The following is a 16514-nucleotide window of genomic DNA, read 5'->3' on the forward strand; positions in this document are numbered from 1 at the left end:
ACATACAGCCAACCTGATTTGGGCGTGGAAACCGGGGGCGGGTACGGCAGCGTTTTGCCATTTTCGTTACAGTCGGCGAATCAGTTCCTGGCCACCCAGGCCTCTTCCTTTTTTCGCCGCTTGCGGCGGCCACCCATGACCACCGACACCAAAAAACTCTCCATGCTGCAGGTGCTGATCTGCGGCGCCACCATCGTCACGCTGTCCATGGGCATACGCCACGGCTTCGGGCTGTGGCTGCAGCCCATCACCCAGGCCCAGGGCTGGACGCGGGAGACCTTTGCCTTCGCGCTGGCGGTGCAAAACCTGTCCTGGGGCGTGTTCGGCATCTTCGCCGGCATGGCGGCCGACCGCTTCGGCGCGTTCCGCGTGATCGCGGGCGGCGCCCTGCTGTACGGGCTGGGCCTGGTGGGCATGGCGCTGTCGCCCACGGGCTTTCTGTTCACGATGACGGCAGGGGTGCTGATAGGCGCAGCGCAGGCCGGTACCACCTATGCCGTGATCTACGGCGTGATAGGCCGCAACATCCCGGCGGAAAAGCGCTCCTGGGCCATGGGCGTGGCCGCGGCGGCGGGCTCTTTCGGCCAGTTCCTGATGGTGCCGGTCGAGGGCCTGCTGATCAGCGGCCTGGGCTGGAAAGAGGCGCTGCTGGCGCTCAGCGGCGCGGTGCTGCTGATCGCGCCGCTGGCGCTGGGCCTGCGCGAGGCTGGCTTTGCCGGCGGCCAGCCGGCCAAACGCGAACAGACCATAGGCCAGGCGCTGCGCGAGGCCTTCAAGTACCCGAGCTTCCAGTTGCTGATGGCGGGCTATTTCGTCTGCGGCTTCCAGGTGGTGTTCATCGGCGTGCACATGCCCAGCTACCTCAAGGACAAGGGCCTGTCGCCCCAGGTGGCCAGCTACGCGCTGGCGCTGATAGGCCTGTTCAATGTCTTCGGCACCTATATCGCCGGCTCGCTGGGCCAGAAAATCGCCAAGCGGAAAATCCTGGCGACGATTTATTTCTCGCGCGCGGTGGTGATCGCCGTGTTCCTGGCGGCGCCGCTGAGCCCGCTGAGCGTGTACATCTTCGCCAGCCTGATGGGACTGCTGTGGCTGTCGACCATCCCGCCGACCAACGCGGTGGTGGCGCAGATCTTCGGCATCCAGCATTTGTCGATGCTGGGCGGCTTCATCTTCTTCAGCCACCAGATCGGCTCCTTCATGGGCGTCTGGCTGGGCGGCTATCTATATGACCGCACCGGCAGCTACGACATCGTCTGGTACATCGCCATCGCGCTGGGCGTGTTCGCCGCCCTGGTGAACCTGCCGGTGCGCGAGGCGCCGATTGCGCGCGCCGGCGTGCCGCAAGGGGCCTGAGATGGCCAAAAAAGCCGGCCTGTGGGCGCTCGCGGTCATCGCGTCGCTGGGGGTGTTTGCCCTCTACACACGGCCGGAATTCCTGTTCACACTCGCCAACCAGATCTGGGCTTGTTTTTAGGGCCTGCCCGGCGGTTTTGCGACTGATCAGGGGCAGCGCCCCTAAAAAACGGGAAGAGGACAGCATGAAAACCATCATCATCACCGGCGCATCGGACGGCATAGGCGCGGAAATGGCGCGGCAGCTGGCCAAAACCCATGGCGCCGGCGTGGCACTGGTGCTGGCCGCGCGCAATGAAACGCTGCTGGACGAGGTCGCGCACCAGTGCGCCGCGCACGGCGCCCAAACCCTGGCCGTCAAGACCGATGTGTCCATCGAGGCCCAATGCCGGCACCTGGTGGATGCCGCCGTCGGCCGCTTCGGGCACATCGACGCCCTGATCAACAACGCCGGCATGTCGGCGCAGGCGCTGCTGGAGGATGTCAAGGCCCAGGACCTGGGCTGGTACGAGCAGCTCATGCGCATCAACTTCTGGGGCAGCGTCTGGTGCACCCATGCCGCCCTGCCCTACCTGAGGCTGCGCCACGGCAGCATCGTCGCCGTTTCCAGCCTGGCCGGGCTGATAGGCGTGCCGGGCCGCACGGCCTACAGCGCCACCAAATTCGCCATGGTGGGATTTTTCGAGGCGCTGCGCGCCGAAATGAAGGGCGCCGGGGTCGGCGTGACCACCGCCTACCCGGGTGTGGTCGCCACCCACATCCGCCACCGCGGCTTCAACGCGGCGGGCGTGGCCGCGGGATCCAGCGGGCTCAAGGAGGACAAGGCCATGAGCGTGGAGGAATGCGCCCGGCTGATCCTGCAGGGCATGGAGCGCCGGGACCGCGAGGTGGTCATGACGGCCAAGGGCAAGCTGGGCCGCTGGCTCAAGCTGATCGCGCCCGGCCGGGTCGAGGCGATGGCGCTGGCGGCGCTTAAAGACGAAGTAAAGCCGCTTTGATATGAGCAGTGTCCCGCATGGCATGGAGCAGCCCTCCGCCTGGGTGCAGCGCTGGTCGCACCTGGTGCGCGAAGGCGGCGTGGTGCTGGACGTCGCCTGCGGTTATGGCCGCCATGCCCGCTGGTTTCACGGGCGAAACCACTCCCTGGTGCTGGTGGACCGGTCACAGGAAGCCCTGGAGGCCGCCGCAAGCGCCCTCCCGGCATCGGCTTGCGAGGCCGTGGTGGCCGATATTGAAGCCGGCCCCTGGCCTTTTGCGGGTCGCCAGTTTGACGCGGTCGTCGTCACCAACTACCTCTGGCGCCCGCTGTTGCCGACCCTGCTGGCCGGCCTGGCGCCGGGTGGCGTGCTGATTTACGAAACTTTTACGCAAGGCAATGAGTCCGTGGGCAAGCCCTCGCGGCCCGATTTTTTGCTGCGCACCGGCGAATTGCTGGAAATCTGCGCGGGCCTGCGGGTAGTGGCCTTCGAGGAAGGGTTCCACGAAAACCCGCAGCGCTTCATCCAGCGCATCGCGGCCGTCCGTGAAACCGCCTCGACTGCGGGTTTGCCCGCACCGCCGCGCTATTTCCTGCCCTAGGCTCTGGGTAGAATGCAGGATTGGCTTTTCGGGGCCGGCCCGGCGTTATTTCGGCCAGGCCCTATCCGGCCGCGAACGTTTACAAGTACAGCATGAAACCCATTACTGGCAGCATCGTTGCATTGGCAACGCCCTTGCATGATGACGGCAGCGTAGATTACCCCACCCTGCGCAAACTGGTGGACTGGCACATCGCCGAAGGCACCGACTGCATAGGCGTGGTCGGCACCACCGGCGAATCCCCGACCGTCAACGTCGAGGAGCACTGCGAAATCATCCGCGTCTCGGTGGAGCAGGCCAAAAAGCGCGTGCCCATCATGGCCGGCTGCGGCGCCAACTCCACCGCCGAGGCGATCGAACTCGCCAAATTCGCCAAGCAGGTGGGCGCCGACTGCCAGCTTCAGGTCGTCCCCTACTACAACAAACCCACGCAGGAAGGCCAGTACCGGCACTTCAAGGCGATTGCCGAAGCCGTCGGCGATCTGCCCACCGTGCTCTACAACGTGCCCGGCCGCACCGTGGCCGATATGGCGCACGCCACCGTGTTGCGCCTGGCCCAGGTGCCCGGCATTGTCGGCATCAAGGAAGCCACCGGCAACATCGAGCGTGCGCAGTGGCTGATCAAGGAAGTGCCCAAGGGCTTTGCGGTGTACTCGGGCGACGACCCGACCGCCGTGGCGCTCATGCTCTGCGGCGGCCAGGGCAACGTCAGCGTGACGGCCAACGTGGCGCCCAGGCTCATGCATGAGCTATGCGTCGCCGCCGTGGCGGGCGACACGCGCCGCGCCATGGAACTGCAGCTCAAGCTCCTGCCGCTGCACAGAAACCTGTTTATTGAAGCCAACCCGATTCCCGTCAAATGGGCCATGGCCCGGATGGGTCTTTGCGGCGGCACCTTGCGCCTGCCCATGACGCCGCTGGAAACATCGAACGAAGCGGCCGTGGAAAATGCCTTGCGCGCCTGCGGCCTGATTTGATTTGCCTGATCTGATTTTTAAGGGAACCCAAGTGAAGATATCGCCAACACGTCCTGCATTTTCAAAAGCCCGGAGCGCCGCAGCTGTGTCCGCGCTGGTTGCCCTCGGCCTGCTCGCCGGCTGTTCCTCCCTGCGCGATGTGATGGACGGTGAACGCGTCGATTACAAGAGCAGCGGCACCAAGGGTCCTTCGCTGGACATCCCCCCCGACCTGACCCAGCTCAGCCGTGACACCCGTTATGTGGTGCCCGGCACGGCGGTATCCGCCAGCAGCTACCAGGTGGGCCAGCCCACGCAGGCCGTGCAGACGGCCGCCACCGCCGTCGGCGACGTGCGCATCGAGCGCGCGGGCAGCCAGCGCTGGCTGGTCGTGAACCGGCCCGCCGACAAGCTCTGGGGCCCTGTCCGCGACTTCTGGCTGGAAAGCGGCTTCCTGCTCGCACAGGACCAGGAAAACCTGGGCATCATGGAAACCGACTTCGCCGAAAACCGCGCCAAGCTGCCGCAGGACTTCATCCGCAGCGCGCTGGGCAAGGTATTCGACGGCCTCTATTCGACCGGTGAGCGCGACAAGTTCCGCACGCGCCTGGAGCGCCGCCCCGATGGCGGCACCGAAATTTACGTCAGCCACCGCGGCATGATTGAAGTGATCACCGGCGGAAAAACCGGCAACGCCGCTTCCGGCGACAGCACTGTCTGGCAGCCCCGCCCCGCCGATCCGGAACTCGAAGCCGAATTCCTGCGCCGCCTGATGGTCAAGCTGGGCGTGTCGCAAGAGCAGTCCAAGGCCCTGGTGGCCGCGGGCGCCACCAAACAGACCTCGCGCATCGCCACTGTCAACAACCTGCCTGTCGTGCAGATCGACGAAGGTTTTGACCGCGCCTGGCGCCGGGTTGGCCTGGCGCTGGACCGCACCGGCTTCACCGTTGAAGACCGCGACCGCAGCCAGGGCACCTACTTCGTGCGCTACGTCGAGCCTGTCGTGAACAAGACCGAACCCGGCTTCTTCAGCAAGCTGTTCAGCGGATCGCCGGCCGCCACGCCGCCCCTGAAGTACCGTATCGCCGTCAAGAGCCAAGGCGAGAGCACCACGGTTTCCGTCCTCAATGCACAGGGCGCCGCCGAATCGTCGGCCAATGCCCAGCGCATCGTGCAGGTGATCGCCGACGACCTCAAGTAATCCGGGCTTGCCGCCCGACCGTCCCGGCCACGCATTGCGACGCCTATGTTGAGGTTTAAAAGCCTGGGCAGCGGCAGTTCGGGCAATGCCACCGTGGTCGAAGCGGCCGGGATCGCACCTTCACGGGTTCTTGTCGACTGCGGGTTGGGCCTCAAGCACCTGCTTTACCGGCTGGGCGAAGCCGGCTTGCAGCCCGAGGACATCCATGCCGTGTTCATCACGCATGAACACGGCGACCATATCGGCTGCGCGCGCTCGCTTGCCCTGCGCTACCGCATCCCGGTCTGGATGAGCCACGGCACACATGCCGCCCTAGGGGCGCCGGATTTCGACGGGCTGCTGCACACCGCGCGTGACGGCAAAGCCATAGAACTGGGAGGCCTGCAGCTCACGCCCTTTACCGTGCCACACGACGCCAGGGAACCCTTGCAGCTCAGCTGCACCGACGGCTCTGCCAAGCTCGGCATCCTGACCGACCTGGGCCACGCCACCACCCATGTCATGTCGCATCTCATGGCTTGCGACGCCCTGATGCTGGAGTGCAACCACGACACCGACATGCTGGCGCGGTCGTCGTATCCGCCCTTTTTAAAGCGGCGCGTGGGCGGCCAGTACGGCCACCTCTCCAATGCCGCGGCGGTCGAGATTGCCCGCACCCTGGTTCATGGGCGTTTCAGGCACCTGGTGGCCGCGCACCTGAGCGCGCAGAACAACCGGCCTGCGCTGGTGCAGGCGCTGATGGCCGAAACCTTGGGTTGCGGCTCGGACGACATCGTCGTGGCCAGGCCCGACACCGGAACGCCCTGGCTTTCGCTTTGAGGCCGCGGACATGGGACGCAGCGCCGGCCGCGTCCACGACAGGGAAACAGCGGCCATAAAAAAAGCCGCCTTGCGGCGGCTTTTTTCGACTCGCTGAAGAATTACTTCTTGGCAGCGCTGGCAGCAGCGGAGGTGGCAGCGGCAGCAGCAGCGTCAGCGGAAGGAGCAGCGGATGCGGCGGCGGCAGGTGCGGACGCATCGGCAGCAGGTGCGGATGCAGCAGCGGCTGGTGCGGAAGCTTCAGCAGCAGGTGCAGATGCTGCAGCGGCTGGTGCTGCAGGAGCTGCGGCTTCTTCTTTCTTGCCGCAAGCAGCCAGTGCAACAGCGGCAACGATTGCTGCCAAAACGAGGGACTTGTTCATTTTTACGATCCTTGATGATATTTAAGAAAACAATTTCCGGAAATTGTCAAAAGAAACCCAAACCGGAATTCAAGTTATTTTTGACCGGGGAAAGGACTCGAGCTCTTTCTACCCAGCTTTAAATTATATGCTGGATATTACAAGTCCGGAAACCCTTAGTCGGCAAAGCATGCCCTTATAACGGCCCCGTGTGAGGCTTGCGCAATCCTTGCATTCAAAGACCCAGGGTGGTGGCCGGGAAGGCCGGTGAGCTTTTCAGCAGCCTTTCATGGAGCCGCTCCCTCAGCGCAACCCGGCGCGCCGGCTCGGACCCGGCCATGCCCGTGCAACGCTGCAGGTCCAGGCGCTCAAAAACCCAGCCCGGCCCCAGCAAGGCGCTGGGCAGGTCATCGGCCGGGGCCGACGCGTTGGCACGGCATTCAATGATATGGGCCCAGGTCCGCCGCCAGGTGACGAAGCGCGCATGCCGGCGCAGCACCTCGTCGTAGTTCCTGGCCAGCATGGTGAAGGTCCGGCCGGTCTTGGACCAGTCGTTCAAGGCCTGCACCACCGCGCGTTCTCCCAGGGGCCAGTCTTCAAAATCCGGGTCGCAGACGATGATTTCACGCCAGCCCTGCTGCGCCGCCGCGGAAAAAGCCTGGCGGATCATCTCGGTAAAGTCGGCGCGCCCGCTGAAACGGCCTTCCGGCAAGGCCTGCAGCGGGGTGGGTGTTGTGTCAGGTTCCATGGAGCATCTCCTTGGCAAAAGTGGCAAACAGGCGCTGGGCCGATCATGAATCCGCAGACGGCTCCTGTCGCAGCCAGCCGGCATCGTGCCAGTCGCCCAGCAAGGCCATCGCGGAGGCGCCGGCCTTGCGCAACTCATGCGGCGCCAAGCCGCGTCCGTCGGCCAGCCGGCGCATCAGCGTCGCATCGGCGCCTTTGGCGCGGTAGCTCTCCCCGTTGATGAACACATGGTCGGCGTCATACATCATCCGGGTGCGCGCATCCAGCCTGACCCCTGCGCGGCCGGCCCGCGCGGCCTCTGCATCCCATTCGTCCGCGGCTTCGTCAAACCATACGGAGGGCTTGGGTTCGGTCATGTATTCACCCAGGACGCAGGCCAGCGCGAGGGGGTCTTTCAGCGCGTCCTGCACGGCCTGGCTGGCGAAGGCGGCCAGCTCAACCGGCAAGGCTGCCGGGTTGGCGGTGGCGTCCTGCCCGGGATCACGGTAGATCTCGGGTGCTTTGGCCGCGCGGCGCCCCGCCGGAGCATCCGCCTGCCTGTCGTCCTCGCTGAATTCCGCCAGGCGCTGCAGCAGTTCCGCCGCCAGTTCGCCGCGCCCCGGCGACCGGAAGCCGATCGAATAGGTCATGCAGTCGGCCGCCTTGCCATCACCCGGTGCCGCCGTTTCGGCCACGCCGTCATGGGCGTAGCGCGGGGGCAGGTACAGCATGTCGCCGGCTTCCAGCACAAACTCCTGCTCGGGCTCGAAGTTCTGCAAAATCTTCAGCGGCACGCCCTCCTGCAGCGTCAGGTCTTTTTGCTGCCCTATCCTCCAACGCCGCCGCCCGCTGGCCTGCAACAGGAACACGTCATAGCTGTCAAAGTGCGGCCCCACGCCGCCGCCCGCCGTCGCGAACGAGATCATCAAGTCGTCAAGCCGTGCATCGGGAACAAAACGAAACCGCTGCAGAAGCTCGTGCGCCCCGGCATCATGCAGGTCCACGCCCTGCACCAGCAAGGTCCAGGCCTTCTGGCTCAGCGGCGGCAAGCTGCGCGGCGCAAAAGGCCCCTGCTTCATGCGCCAGCCCTTGGCCTGCTGGACAATCAGGCGCGACTCCACCTGTTCGCTCGCGGCCAGTTTGAACAAGGCCGCGCGGCTCAGCAAAGGCTGGAATCCGGGCAGAGCCTGGCGAACGAGAAACGGCTTTTTTTGCCAGTGGCGGCGCATGAATTGCGCCGGGCTCAGGCCGGCAAGGAGCGCTAGAGATTGGTTTACATCCATGGGACAATTGTCCGATGAAAATCACCCCGCAATGCGTCGTAGCCCTGACATGGACGCTGAAAGACACCCTGGGCGATGTGCTGGACGAACTGGATGAGCCCATCGAGTTCCTGCTGGGCGGTGACGACCTGCTGGCCAAGATCGAGCAGGCCCTGCAAGGGCATGAAACCGGCGACAAGCTTGAGCTGCACCTGGAGCCCGAAGACGCCTTTGGCGACTATGACGAGAACCTGGTGTTTCTCGAGCCCCGCAAGGTTTTCCCGGCCGAACTCGAAGAAGGCATGACCTTCGACGGCGCGGCGCTGCCCAAAGGTGTCAGCGGAACGGCACCGCACGACCATATCTATACGGTCACCGAAATCTATCCCGACCACGTGGTTCTGGACGGCAACCATCCGCTCGCGGGCATCGCCATCCGGCTGACGGTCAAGGTGGAGTCGGTGCGTGAAGCAAGCGAAGAGGAAATCAGCCAGGGCTCCCTGGGCACCGGTTTCTTCAAGCTCGAGCCGCTCTCGCCCGGAAGCGGCACCCTGCACTAAGGCCAAGGCGGCGGCATGCCGCCGCCTTTTGACAACCCCGGCCGCTTACATTCGGTACAGCAGGCCGTTCTCAATCCTCACGCGGTCGCCTATGCGCAAGTCGCCGGTGGAAGGCACGTCATAGGCACGGCCGGTGCCGTTGTCGAGTTGGACAGACACGCGGTAGGTTTCGCGAACCGTACCGGGATTGCGGTTCTTCTCAATCGCATTACCAGCCACGGCGCCGCCCACTGCCCCGACAACCGTCGCCACGTCCTTGCCGGTGCCGCCGCCGATCTGGTGGCCCACCACCGCGCCGGCCACACCGCCGAGGATGGCACCTACGCCCGAGCTCCTGGCCTGTTCCTGGGTGCGAAACACTTCGACGTTGCTGACGCGTCCGTATTCGACATAGCGGTTCTGCTGGTTGGCGGGATAGGTGCCTGCCGGGTAGGTTCCAGCCGGATAAGTCTGGTTAGGGTAGCTGGCGGTGTTGGGATAGGGGGGCGGGTAATTCGCGTCGGACACCGACGGCGGGCTCATGGGCGCGCAGGCGGCCAGGGCGGCCAGCGCCAGCACCACGGATGCGGATGAAATAAAGCGGGATGTGTTTCGCATGAGTCTCTCCTTTTGGTAAGTTCATGAGATCCCGGCATCAAGGCGCATGGACTCTCATGGCTTATTAAGGATGCGGCCCGCTCTTCCCCGGGTGGGGATAGGGCCTGTGGCGGCGTGGGAGCCTTGTTGCAAGGGTTGTAGGAAAACCCCCCACCCCTGCAAGGCGCGGCGGACCAGACTCAGGCCTTGCCGGTGGAGCCGTAGCCGCCTTCCCCGCGCTCACTGGCGGGGAATTCAGACACCACATTGAACTGCGCCTGTACCACGGGCACGATCATCAGCTGCGCGATCCGCTCCATGGGTTCAATCGTGAAGGGCACGTCGCTGCGGTTCCAGGCGCTGACCATCAGCTGCCCCTGGTAATCGCTGTCGATCAGGCCCACCAGGTTGCCCAGCACGATGCCGTGCTTGTGGCCCAGGCCGGAGCGCGGCAGGATCAGCGCGGCATAGCCCGGGTTGTGCAGGTAGATGGCGATGCCGGTGGGCACCAGTTGCCAGGCGTTGGCCGCCAGCGTGAGCGGCGCATCCAGGCAGGCGCGCAGGTCCAGGCCGGCACTGCCGGGCGTGGCATAGGTGGGAAGGTTGTTCTGAAGGCGCGGGTCGAGAATCTTGACGTCGATGTGCATGAACTATTTTTTCTTGGATGGTTGATTTTTTTGAGCCTTTTCGGCTTCTTCGGCAGCTTGCCGCGCGAGCTCGCGCAGGCGCTGGAGCAGCGCCCCGGAGGACCGGCGGTTGGCCTGCCAGACCGCCCACGCGCCGTACACCAGCAACGCGGGCAGGAACAGGAAACCGGTTCCGGGCACCACCTCGGACAAGACCTGGGTGGCGATCCATAGGATAACCACCCATTTGACGTGGGTGGCAAAGGCGGCGACGGTGGCGGCGACGGGCGCGGGTTTAGCGGATTGAGCGGATGGCTTGGCGATGCTCGCCGTAGGCGAGGTGCGCGGTGCGGCCTTTTCCCCGGGCTTGAGCCGGTCTTCACGGGCTTCGGCCGACGCATGCGCATTCGCATGGGTGAGGCGCTCCACGTAAGCCACAAAATCGCCGTCCGGCGGCGTGTTGGAGGGAAGGTTCACGGTGCGGCCGCTTTCCCCTTGGAGGCATCCGCCATCCTGGCCGCGATCTCGCCTACCAGCCGCCGCGCCAGCGAGAGCTTGGAAGCCCGGGGCAAGGCTTTGCTGCCCTGCGCGTCCACCAGCAGCAGCGCGTTATGGTCCTGGCCGAAGGTGTCGGGGCCGATGTTTCCGACCAGCAGCGGCACTTTTTTGCGCAGGCGTTTGGCCTCGGCGTTTTCCGCCAGGTCCTGGCTTTCCGCCGCGAATCCCACGCAGAAAAGCCGGCCGGCCTGCGCCGCGGCGGACTGGGCCACGCTGGCCAGAATGTCCGGGTTCTCGGTGAACGCGAGTTGCGGCGCCTGGCCGGAGCCGTCTTTTTTGATTTTCTGGGCCGAGGGCGCGGCGGGCCGCCAGTCGGCCACCGCCGCCGTGGCGATGAAGACGCTGGCGGCCTGGGCGCGCGCCGCCACGGCTTCCAGCATTTGCTGCGCGGACCTCACGTCGATGCGCGTCACGCCGCGCGGCGTGGGCTGGCTTACCGGGCCGGCGACCAGCGTCACCTCGGCGCCCGCCTCGCGCGCCGCGCGCGCAATAGCAAAACCCATCTTGCCGCTGGACAGGTTGGTGATGCCGCGCACCGGGTCTATGGCTTCATAAGTGGGGCCGGCGGTGACCAGCACGCGCTGGCCGGCCAGCGCCTTGGGCGCAAAGAAGGCCACCAGGTCTTCGAGGATCTGCTCGGGCTCCAGCATGCGCCCGTCGCCGGTCTCACCGCAGGCCTGGAAGCCGCTGCCCACGCCCAGCACCGTGGCGCCGTCGGCGTCCAGCTGCACAAAATTGCGCTGCGTGGCCGGGTGGGCGTACATCTCGCGGTTCATGGCCGGCGCCACCAGCAGCGGCACCTTGTCGATGGGGCGGGCCAGGCACATCAGACTGAGCAGGTCGTCGGCGCGGCCGTGCAACAGCTTGGCCATGAAGTCGGCGCTCATGGGCGCGACCAGGATGGCGTCGGACTCGCGCGACAGGTTGATGTGCGCCATGTTGTTGTCTTCGCGGCTGTCCCACTGGCTGGTGTAGACCGGCCGGCCGCTCAGGGCCTGCAGCGTAACAGGCGTGATGAATTGCTCGGCCGCCTCGGTCATGACCACCTGCACCGTGGCCCCGGCCTTGATCAGTGCCCGGCACAGCTCGGCCGCCTTGTAACAGGCGATCCCGCCCGACAGGCCCAGCACGATGTGTTTGCCGGCCAGGTCCAGGGCTTCATCGCCGTCCGGCCCGCTTCCCATGGGATTCGCTTGATTCGTCATGTTCCGCAATGTATCAGTTAAGCCCCCACGCTTTTCGCTGCGGGCGCCAGGCGCGGCCTGAAACGGCATTGGGCTGAAATTCAGTATCCCCTGCAAGGGGTAACCCGGCGGTCAACCCGTATAATCTCCGTTTACCACCTCTACGAACTTGCGGTTCGTACCTGACATGACCAAATTTGTCTTCGTCACCGGCGGTGTGGTGTCTTCCCTGGGCAAGGGAATCGCCTCAGCCTCCTTAGCTGCGATCCTGGAATCGCGAGGCCTCAAAGTCACTTTAATCAAGCTCGATCCCTACCTGAATGTGGATCCGGGCACGATGTCGCCCTTCCAGCACGGCGAGGTTTTTGTGACCGACGACGGCGCCGAAACCGACCTGGACCTGGGCCACTACGAGCGTTTCATCGAAACGCGCATGCGCAAGGCCAACAACTTCACCACCGGCCAGATCTACAAAAGCGTGCTCGAAAAAGAGCGCCGCGGCGACTACCTCGGCAAGACCGTGCAGGTCATCCCGCACGTCACCAATGAAATCCAGGAATTCGTCAAGCGCGGTGCCGGCTACGAAACACCCGATGCCGTCGACGTCGCCATTGTCGAAATCGGCGGCACCGTCGGCGACATCGAGTCCCTGCCCTTCCTGGAAGCCGTGCGCCAGATGAGCCTGCGCCTGGGCGCCAACAACACCGCTTTTGTGCACCTGAGCTACCTGCCCTGGATCGCCGCCGCCGGCGAGCTCAAGACCAAGCCGACCCAGCACACCGCCAAGCAGCTGCGCGAAATCGGTATCCAGGCCGACGTGCTGCTGTGCCGCGCGGACCGCCCCATCCCCAGCGAAGAGCGCGAAAAGATTTCACTGTTCTCCAACGTCCCAGAATGGGGCGTGATCTCCATGTGGGACGTGGACACGATTTACAAGGTGCCGCGCATGCTGCACGAGCAGGGCCTGGACGGCCTGATCTGCGACAAGCTGCGCCTCAATACGCCGCCGGCCAACCTCCGGCGCTGGGACGACCTGGTCTACGAGACCGAACACCCCCAGACCGAAGTGCACATCGCCATGGTCGGCAAGTACGTCGACCTCTCCGACAGCTACAAGTCGCTCAATGAAGCCCTGCGCCACGCCGGCATGAAAAACCATGCCAAGGTGGTCATCGAGTACGTCGACTCCGAGACCATTACGCCGGACAACGTTTCGCGCCTGGCGCGCTTTGACGGCGTGCTGGTGCCAGGTGGCTTCGGCGTGCGCGGCGTCGAAGGCAAGATTTGCGCGGCCCGCTTCGCGCGCGAGAACAAGATGCCCTACCTCGGCATCTGCCTGGGCATGCAGGTCGCCACCATCGAGTTCGCGCGCCATGTCGCGGGCCTGAAGGACGCCAACAGCACCGAGTTCGACCCCGCGACGCCGCACCCGGTCATCGCGCTGATCACCGAATGGAAAGACGCCGACGGCACCATCAAGACGCGCGACGCCAAGTCCGACCTGGGCGGCACCATGCGCCTGGGTGCGCAGAGTTCCGACGTCACGCCCGGCACACTGGCGCACAAGATCTACGGCGACGTGGTCACCGAACGCCACCGCCACCGCTATGAAGCCAACGTGAACTACCTGGACGCCCTGCGCGCCTCGGGCCTGGTCATCTCCGCGCTGACGCAGCGCGAGCAGCTCACCGAAATCGTCGAGCTGCCGCAGGACGTCCACCCCTGGTTTGTCGGCGTGCAATTCCACCCCGAGTTCAAATCCACGCCCTGGGCCGGCCACCCGCTGTTCAACGCCTACATCGCGGCCGTGCTCCAGCTGCGCGCCACTGCCGGCCAGGGCGGCAAACCCGCGGCCAAGCCCCTGAAGGCGGTGGCCTGACCATGAAGCTTTGTGGATTCGATATCGGCCTTGACCAACCGTTTTTCCTGATCGCCGGCCCCTGCGTGGTGGAGTCCGAGCAGCTGCAGATGGACACCGCCGGCACGCTCAAGGAAATCACTGCGTCGCTGGGCATTCCCTTCATCTTCAAGTCGAGCTACGACAAGGCCAACCGCTCCAGCGGCACCAGCTTTCGCGGCCCCGGCATGGCCAAGGGCCTGGAAATCCTGGCCAAGGTCAAGCGAGAACTGGGCCTGCCCATCCTGACCGACGTGCATTCCGAAGCCGACATCGCCGCCGTCGCCTCGGTGGTCGACGTGCTGCAGACCCCGGCCTTTTTGTGCCGCCAGACCGATTTCATCCACGCCGTGGCGCAATCGGGCAAGCCGGTCAACATCAAGAAAGGCCAGTTCCTGGCCCCCGGCGACATGAAGAACGTCATCGACAAGGCCCGCGCCGCCGCGCGCGAAAAAGGCCTGAACGAAGACAGCTTCATGGCCTGCGAACGCGGCGCAAGCTTCGGCTACAACAACCTGGTGTCCGATATGCGCAGCCTGGCGATCATGCGCGAGACAAACGCCCCCGTGGTGTTCGACGCCACCCATTCGGTGCAGCTGCCCGGCGGCAACGGCACCAGCAGCGGCGGCCAGCGCGAAATGGTGCCTGTGCTGGCGCGCGCCGCGGTGGCGGTCGGCGTCGCCGGCCTCTTCATGGAAACCCACCCCGACCCGGCCAAGGCCATGAGCGACGGCCCGAATGCCGTGCCGCTCAGGCACATGAAAGCGCTGCTCGAAACACTGCTGGCGCTCGACCGCGTCACCAAGAAAAACGGCTACCTCGAAAACAATTTTTCCGCCTGACCATGGATGTGGCGTGCCCGGACACACCCGCGGGCACCGGTAACACACCGTCCCGCGCCGGCCGGGCATGCGGATACTCTTAAAAACTTCTGGAACCCCACATGCCCAGCGCCTACATCATTGCCAACGTGACGGTTACGAACCCCGAACAATACGAACAGTACAAAAAACTGTCTAGCATTGCCATGCAGGCGCACGGCGCCGAGGTTTGCGTGCGCGGCGGCAAGATCGAAGTGCTGGAAGGCGACTGGACACCCAGCCGCATCGTGGTGCTGAAGTTCCCCAGCGTGGAGCAGGCCCGCGCCTTCAACGAATCCGCCGAATACGAAGCGGCGCGCCAGTCGCGCCAGGGCATTGCCGTCATGCGCATGGTGCTGGTCGAAGGCGTGTAACCGTTTTTGTTTTTTATCTTTGTTTTTCTGATTTTTGAAAGAGCCTAAATGAGCGCAATTGTTGATATCGTCGGCCGTGAAATTCTCGACAGCCGTGGCAACCCTACCGTTGAATGCGACGTGCTGCTGGAGTCCGGCGTCATGGGCCGCGCGGCCGTTCCCTCCGGTGCCTCCACCGGTTCGCGCGAGGCGATTGAGCTGCGCGACGGCGACAAGTCTCGCTACCTCGGCAAGGGCGTGCTCAAGGCGGTCGAGCACATCAACACCGAAATCTCCGAAGCCGTGCTGGGCCTGGACGCCAGCGAACAGGCCTTCCTGGACCGCACGCTGATCGACCTGGACGGCACCGACAACAAATCGCGCCTGGGCGCCAACGCCACGCTGGCCGTCAGCATGGCCGTCGCCCGCGCCGCCGCCGAAGAGGCCGGCCTGCCCCTGTACCGCTATTTCGGCGGCAGCGGCGCCATGCAGATGCCCGTGCCCATGATGAACGTGGTCAACGGCGGCGCGCACGCCAACAACAACCTGGACCTGCAGGAACTGATGATCATCCCCGTGGGCGCACCGAGCTTTCGTGAAGCCGTGCGCTACGGCGCGGAAGTCTTCCACGCGCTCAAGAAAATCCTGCATGACAAGGGCATGAGCGTGGCCGTCGGCGACGAGGGCGGCTTCGCCCCCAACGTGCCCAGCCACGAGGCGGCCATCCAGATGATCCTGGAAGCCATTTCCGCGGCCGGTTATGTGGCCGGCGAGCAGATCGCCCTGGGCCTGGACTGCGCGGCTTCCGAGTTCTACAAGGACGGCAAGTACGTGCTGTCCGGCGAAGGCCTGAGCCTCTCGGCCGAAGAGTGGACCAACATCCTGGCGACCTGGGTCGACAAATACCCCATCATCAGCATCGAGGACGGCATGGCCGAAGGCGACTGGGACGGCTGGAAGATCCTCACCGAGAAGCTCGGCAAAAAAGTGCAGTTGGTCGGCGACGACCTGTTCGTCACCAACACCAAGATCCTCAAGGAAGGCATCGACAAGCACATTGCCAATTCCATCCTGATCAAGATCAACCAGATCGGCACCCTGACCGAGACCTTCGCCGCCATCGAGATGGCCAAGCGCGCCGGCTACACCGCCGTGATCTCGCACCGCTCCGGCGAAACCGAGGACTCGACCATCGCCGACATCGCCGTGGGCACCAACGCCGGCCAGATCAAGACCGGCTCGCTCTCGCGCTCGGACCGCATGGCCAAGTACAACCAGCTGCTGCGCATCGAGGAAGACCTCGGTGACGTCGCGTCCTACCCCGGCCGCGCGGCCTTCTACAACCTGCGTTAAACGCACGCGCCGCACGTGGGAAACCGACTCGTCCCTGCCGTCCTGATTGCGCTGCTGGTCATCTTCCATGCGCAACTCTGGGTGGGCCGGGGCAGCGTTCCCAGCGTGCGCGAGATGCAGCACCGGCTGACCGAGCAGCAAGCCAAGAACGCCCAGGCCCAGGCCGCCAACGACCAGCTCACGGCGGAAGTCAGGGACTTGAAGGAGGGCCTGGAAATGGTCGAGGAAAAGGCCCGCAGCGAACTGGGCATGGTCAAGCCCAATGAAATCTTCGTGCAGGTCACCAAGTAGGCTTGGGGCAGGCCTGC

Annotated in this window: 19 protein-coding genes; 12 read left to right on the forward strand and 7 right to left on the reverse strand. The window is 64.9% G+C overall.

Annotated features, from left to right (window positions below; all coding sequences use genetic code 11):
• Positions 1-135: 135 nt before the first annotated feature.
• The 6 genes from BLQ85_RS11060 (at position 136) to BLQ85_RS11085 (ending at position 5910) form a co-directional block, all read left to right on the forward strand.
• Complete coding sequence (locus BLQ85_RS11060; protein WP_074576928.1) at positions 136-1356, forward strand: MFS transporter; 1221 nt, start codon at positions 136-138, stop codon at positions 1354-1356.
• Positions 1357-1541: 185 nt separating this feature from the next.
• Complete coding sequence (locus BLQ85_RS11065; RefSeq protein ID WP_074577733.1) at positions 1542-2354, forward strand: SDR family oxidoreductase; 813 nt, start codon at positions 1542-1544, stop codon at positions 2352-2354.
• Position 2355: 1 nt separating this feature from the next.
• Positions 2356-2934 carry a class I SAM-dependent methyltransferase gene (locus BLQ85_RS11070; protein ID WP_074576930.1) on the forward strand — a complete coding sequence of 193 codons (579 nt, stop codon included), beginning with the start codon at positions 2356-2358 and terminating at the stop codon, positions 2932-2934.
• A 92-nt stretch (positions 2935-3026) separates the two neighbouring features.
• Entirely contained in the window at positions 3027-3911 is an 885-nt protein-coding gene (dapA, locus tag BLQ85_RS11075; protein WP_074577734.1) for a 4-hydroxy-tetrahydrodipicolinate synthase, read from the forward strand.
• A gap of 85 nt (positions 3912-3996) precedes the next feature.
• A complete protein-coding gene (gene bamC, locus BLQ85_RS11080; RefSeq protein ID WP_139200950.1) occupies positions 3997-5091 on the forward strand; it encodes an outer membrane protein assembly factor BamC in 1095 nt (364 codons plus the stop codon).
• A 45-nt stretch (positions 5092-5136) separates the two neighbouring features.
• Positions 5137-5910, forward strand: a complete 774-nt coding sequence (locus BLQ85_RS11085; protein ID WP_074576935.1) for an MBL fold metallo-hydrolase — start codon at positions 5137-5139, stop codon at positions 5908-5910.
• Positions 5911-6011: 101 nt separating this feature from the next.
• Here the strand turns inward: BLQ85_RS11085 and BLQ85_RS11090 are convergent, their stop codons facing one another.
• The 3 genes from BLQ85_RS11090 to BLQ85_RS11100 form a co-directional block, all read right to left on the reverse strand.
• Positions 6012-6272, reverse strand: coding sequence for a hypothetical protein (locus tag BLQ85_RS11090; protein WP_074576937.1), 261 nt, complete (start codon positions 6270-6272; stop codon positions 6012-6014).
• 214 nt (positions 6273-6486) lie between these two features.
• Entirely contained in the window at positions 6487-6999 is a 513-nt protein-coding gene (locus BLQ85_RS11095) for a hypothetical protein (protein ID WP_074576938.1), read from the reverse strand.
• A gap of 43 nt (positions 7000-7042) precedes the next feature.
• Positions 7043-8260 (reverse strand): cupin domain-containing protein, encoded by a 1218-nt coding sequence (locus BLQ85_RS11100; RefSeq protein ID WP_074576939.1) that lies wholly within the window; start codon positions 8258-8260, stop codon positions 7043-7045.
• Between the two features lie 14 nt (positions 8261-8274).
• Between BLQ85_RS11100 and BLQ85_RS11105 the strand changes: the two genes are divergently transcribed.
• Positions 8275-8799 carry an FKBP-type peptidyl-prolyl cis-trans isomerase gene (locus BLQ85_RS11105; RefSeq protein WP_074576940.1) on the forward strand — a complete coding sequence of 175 codons (525 nt, stop codon included), beginning with the start codon at positions 8275-8277 and terminating at the stop codon, positions 8797-8799.
• Positions 8800-8844: 45 nt separating this feature from the next.
• On the opposite strand, the gene BLQ85_RS11110 is transcribed toward BLQ85_RS11105, so the two are convergent.
• The 4 genes from BLQ85_RS11110 to coaBC form a co-directional block, all read right to left on the reverse strand.
• On the reverse strand, positions 8845-9396 hold the full coding sequence (locus BLQ85_RS11110; RefSeq protein ID WP_074576941.1) for an outer membrane lipoprotein: 552 nt from the start codon (positions 9394-9396) through the stop codon (positions 8845-8847).
• Between the two features lie 179 nt (positions 9397-9575).
• The gene (gene dut, locus BLQ85_RS11115; protein ID WP_074576942.1) at positions 9576-10022 is read right to left on the reverse strand and encodes a dUTP diphosphatase; all 447 of its coding nucleotides are present in this window, start codon (positions 10020-10022) and stop codon (positions 9576-9578) included.
• Between the two features lie 3 nt (positions 10023-10025).
• Positions 10026-10478 carry a hypothetical protein gene (locus tag BLQ85_RS11120; RefSeq protein ID WP_074576944.1) on the reverse strand — a complete coding sequence of 151 codons (453 nt, stop codon included), beginning with the start codon at positions 10476-10478 and terminating at the stop codon, positions 10026-10028.
• Complete coding sequence (coaBC, locus tag BLQ85_RS11125) at positions 10475-11743, reverse strand: bifunctional phosphopantothenoylcysteine decarboxylase/phosphopantothenate--cysteine ligase CoaBC (protein WP_074576946.1); 1269 nt, start codon at positions 11741-11743, stop codon at positions 10475-10477. The genes BLQ85_RS11120 and coaBC overlap by 4 nt, the downstream gene beginning before the upstream one ends.
• A gap of 187 nt (positions 11744-11930) precedes the next feature.
• On the opposite strand from coaBC, the gene BLQ85_RS11130 reads away from it, so the two are divergent.
• The 5 genes from BLQ85_RS11130 to BLQ85_RS11150 all read left to right on the forward strand — a co-directional run bounded on the left by BLQ85_RS11130 (position 11931) and on the right by BLQ85_RS11150 (position 16497).
• Complete coding sequence (locus BLQ85_RS11130) at positions 11931-13622, forward strand: CTP synthase (RefSeq protein ID WP_074576948.1); 1692 nt, start codon at positions 11931-11933, stop codon at positions 13620-13622.
• A gap of 2 nt (positions 13623-13624) precedes the next feature.
• Positions 13625-14482, forward strand: a complete 858-nt coding sequence (kdsA, locus tag BLQ85_RS11135) for a 3-deoxy-8-phosphooctulonate synthase (RefSeq protein WP_074576950.1) — start codon at positions 13625-13627, stop codon at positions 14480-14482.
• A 101-nt stretch (positions 14483-14583) separates the two neighbouring features.
• Positions 14584-14874: a DUF1330 domain-containing protein gene (locus tag BLQ85_RS11140; protein WP_036840093.1), complete on the forward strand. Its 291-nt coding sequence runs from the start codon at positions 14584-14586 to the stop codon at positions 14872-14874.
• Positions 14875-14922: 48 nt separating this feature from the next.
• Entirely contained in the window at positions 14923-16206 is a 1284-nt protein-coding gene (gene eno / locus BLQ85_RS11145; protein ID WP_007873230.1) for a phosphopyruvate hydratase, read from the forward strand.
• 15 nt (positions 16207-16221) lie between these two features.
• Positions 16222-16497, forward strand: coding sequence for a septum formation initiator family protein (locus tag BLQ85_RS11150; protein WP_074576952.1), 276 nt, complete (start codon positions 16222-16224; stop codon positions 16495-16497).
• The last annotated feature ends 17 nt before the right edge of the window (positions 16498-16514 follow it).

Source organism: Polaromonas sp. JS666 (assembly GCF_900103405.1).
Taxonomy (GTDB): domain Bacteria; phylum Pseudomonadota; class Gammaproteobacteria; order Burkholderiales; family Burkholderiaceae_C; genus Polaromonas.

Coding starts and splice junctions, on each gene's coding strand:
- BLQ85_RS11085 (WP_074576935.1), top strand. CDS start 5,137: ATGTTGAGGTTTAAAAGCCTGGGCAGCGGCAGTTCGGGCAATGCCACC.
- BLQ85_RS11105 (WP_074576940.1), top strand. CDS start 8,275: ATGAAAATCACCCCGCAATGCGTCGTAGCCCTGACATGGACGCTGAAA.
- dapA (WP_074577734.1), top strand. CDS start 3,027: ATGAAACCCATTACTGGCAGCATCGTTGCATTGGCAACGCCCTTGCAT.
- BLQ85_RS11130 (WP_074576948.1), top strand. CDS start 11,931: ATGACCAAATTTGTCTTCGTCACCGGCGGTGTGGTGTCTTCCCTGGGC.
- kdsA (WP_074576950.1), top strand. CDS start 13,625: ATGAAGCTTTGTGGATTCGATATCGGCCTTGACCAACCGTTTTTCCTG.
- coaBC (WP_074576946.1), bottom strand. CDS start 11,743: ATGGGAAGCGGGCCGGACGGCGATGAAGCCCTGGACCTGGCCGGCAAA.
- BLQ85_RS11095 (WP_074576938.1), bottom strand. CDS start 6,999: ATGGAACCTGACACAACACCCACCCCGCTGCAGGCCTTGCCGGAAGGC.
- eno (WP_007873230.1), top strand. CDS start 14,923: ATGAGCGCAATTGTTGATATCGTCGGCCGTGAAATTCTCGACAGCCGT.
- BLQ85_RS11110 (WP_074576941.1), bottom strand. CDS start 9,396: ATGCGAAACACATCCCGCTTTATTTCATCCGCATCCGTGGTGCTGGCG.
- BLQ85_RS11090 (WP_074576937.1), bottom strand. CDS start 6,272: ATGAACAAGTCCCTCGTTTTGGCAGCAATCGTTGCCGCTGTTGCACTG.
- BLQ85_RS11060 (WP_074576928.1), top strand. CDS start 136: ATGACCACCGACACCAAAAAACTCTCCATGCTGCAGGTGCTGATCTGC.
- BLQ85_RS11070 (WP_074576930.1), top strand. CDS start 2,356: ATGAGCAGTGTCCCGCATGGCATGGAGCAGCCCTCCGCCTGGGTGCAG.
- BLQ85_RS11100 (WP_074576939.1), bottom strand. CDS start 8,260: ATGGATGTAAACCAATCTCTAGCGCTCCTTGCCGGCCTGAGCCCGGCG.
- dut (WP_074576942.1), bottom strand. CDS start 10,022: ATGCACATCGACGTCAAGATTCTCGACCCGCGCCTTCAGAACAACCTT.
- BLQ85_RS11140 (WP_036840093.1), top strand. CDS start 14,584: ATGCCCAGCGCCTACATCATTGCCAACGTGACGGTTACGAACCCCGAA.
- BLQ85_RS11065 (WP_074577733.1), top strand. CDS start 1,542: ATGAAAACCATCATCATCACCGGCGCATCGGACGGCATAGGCGCGGAA.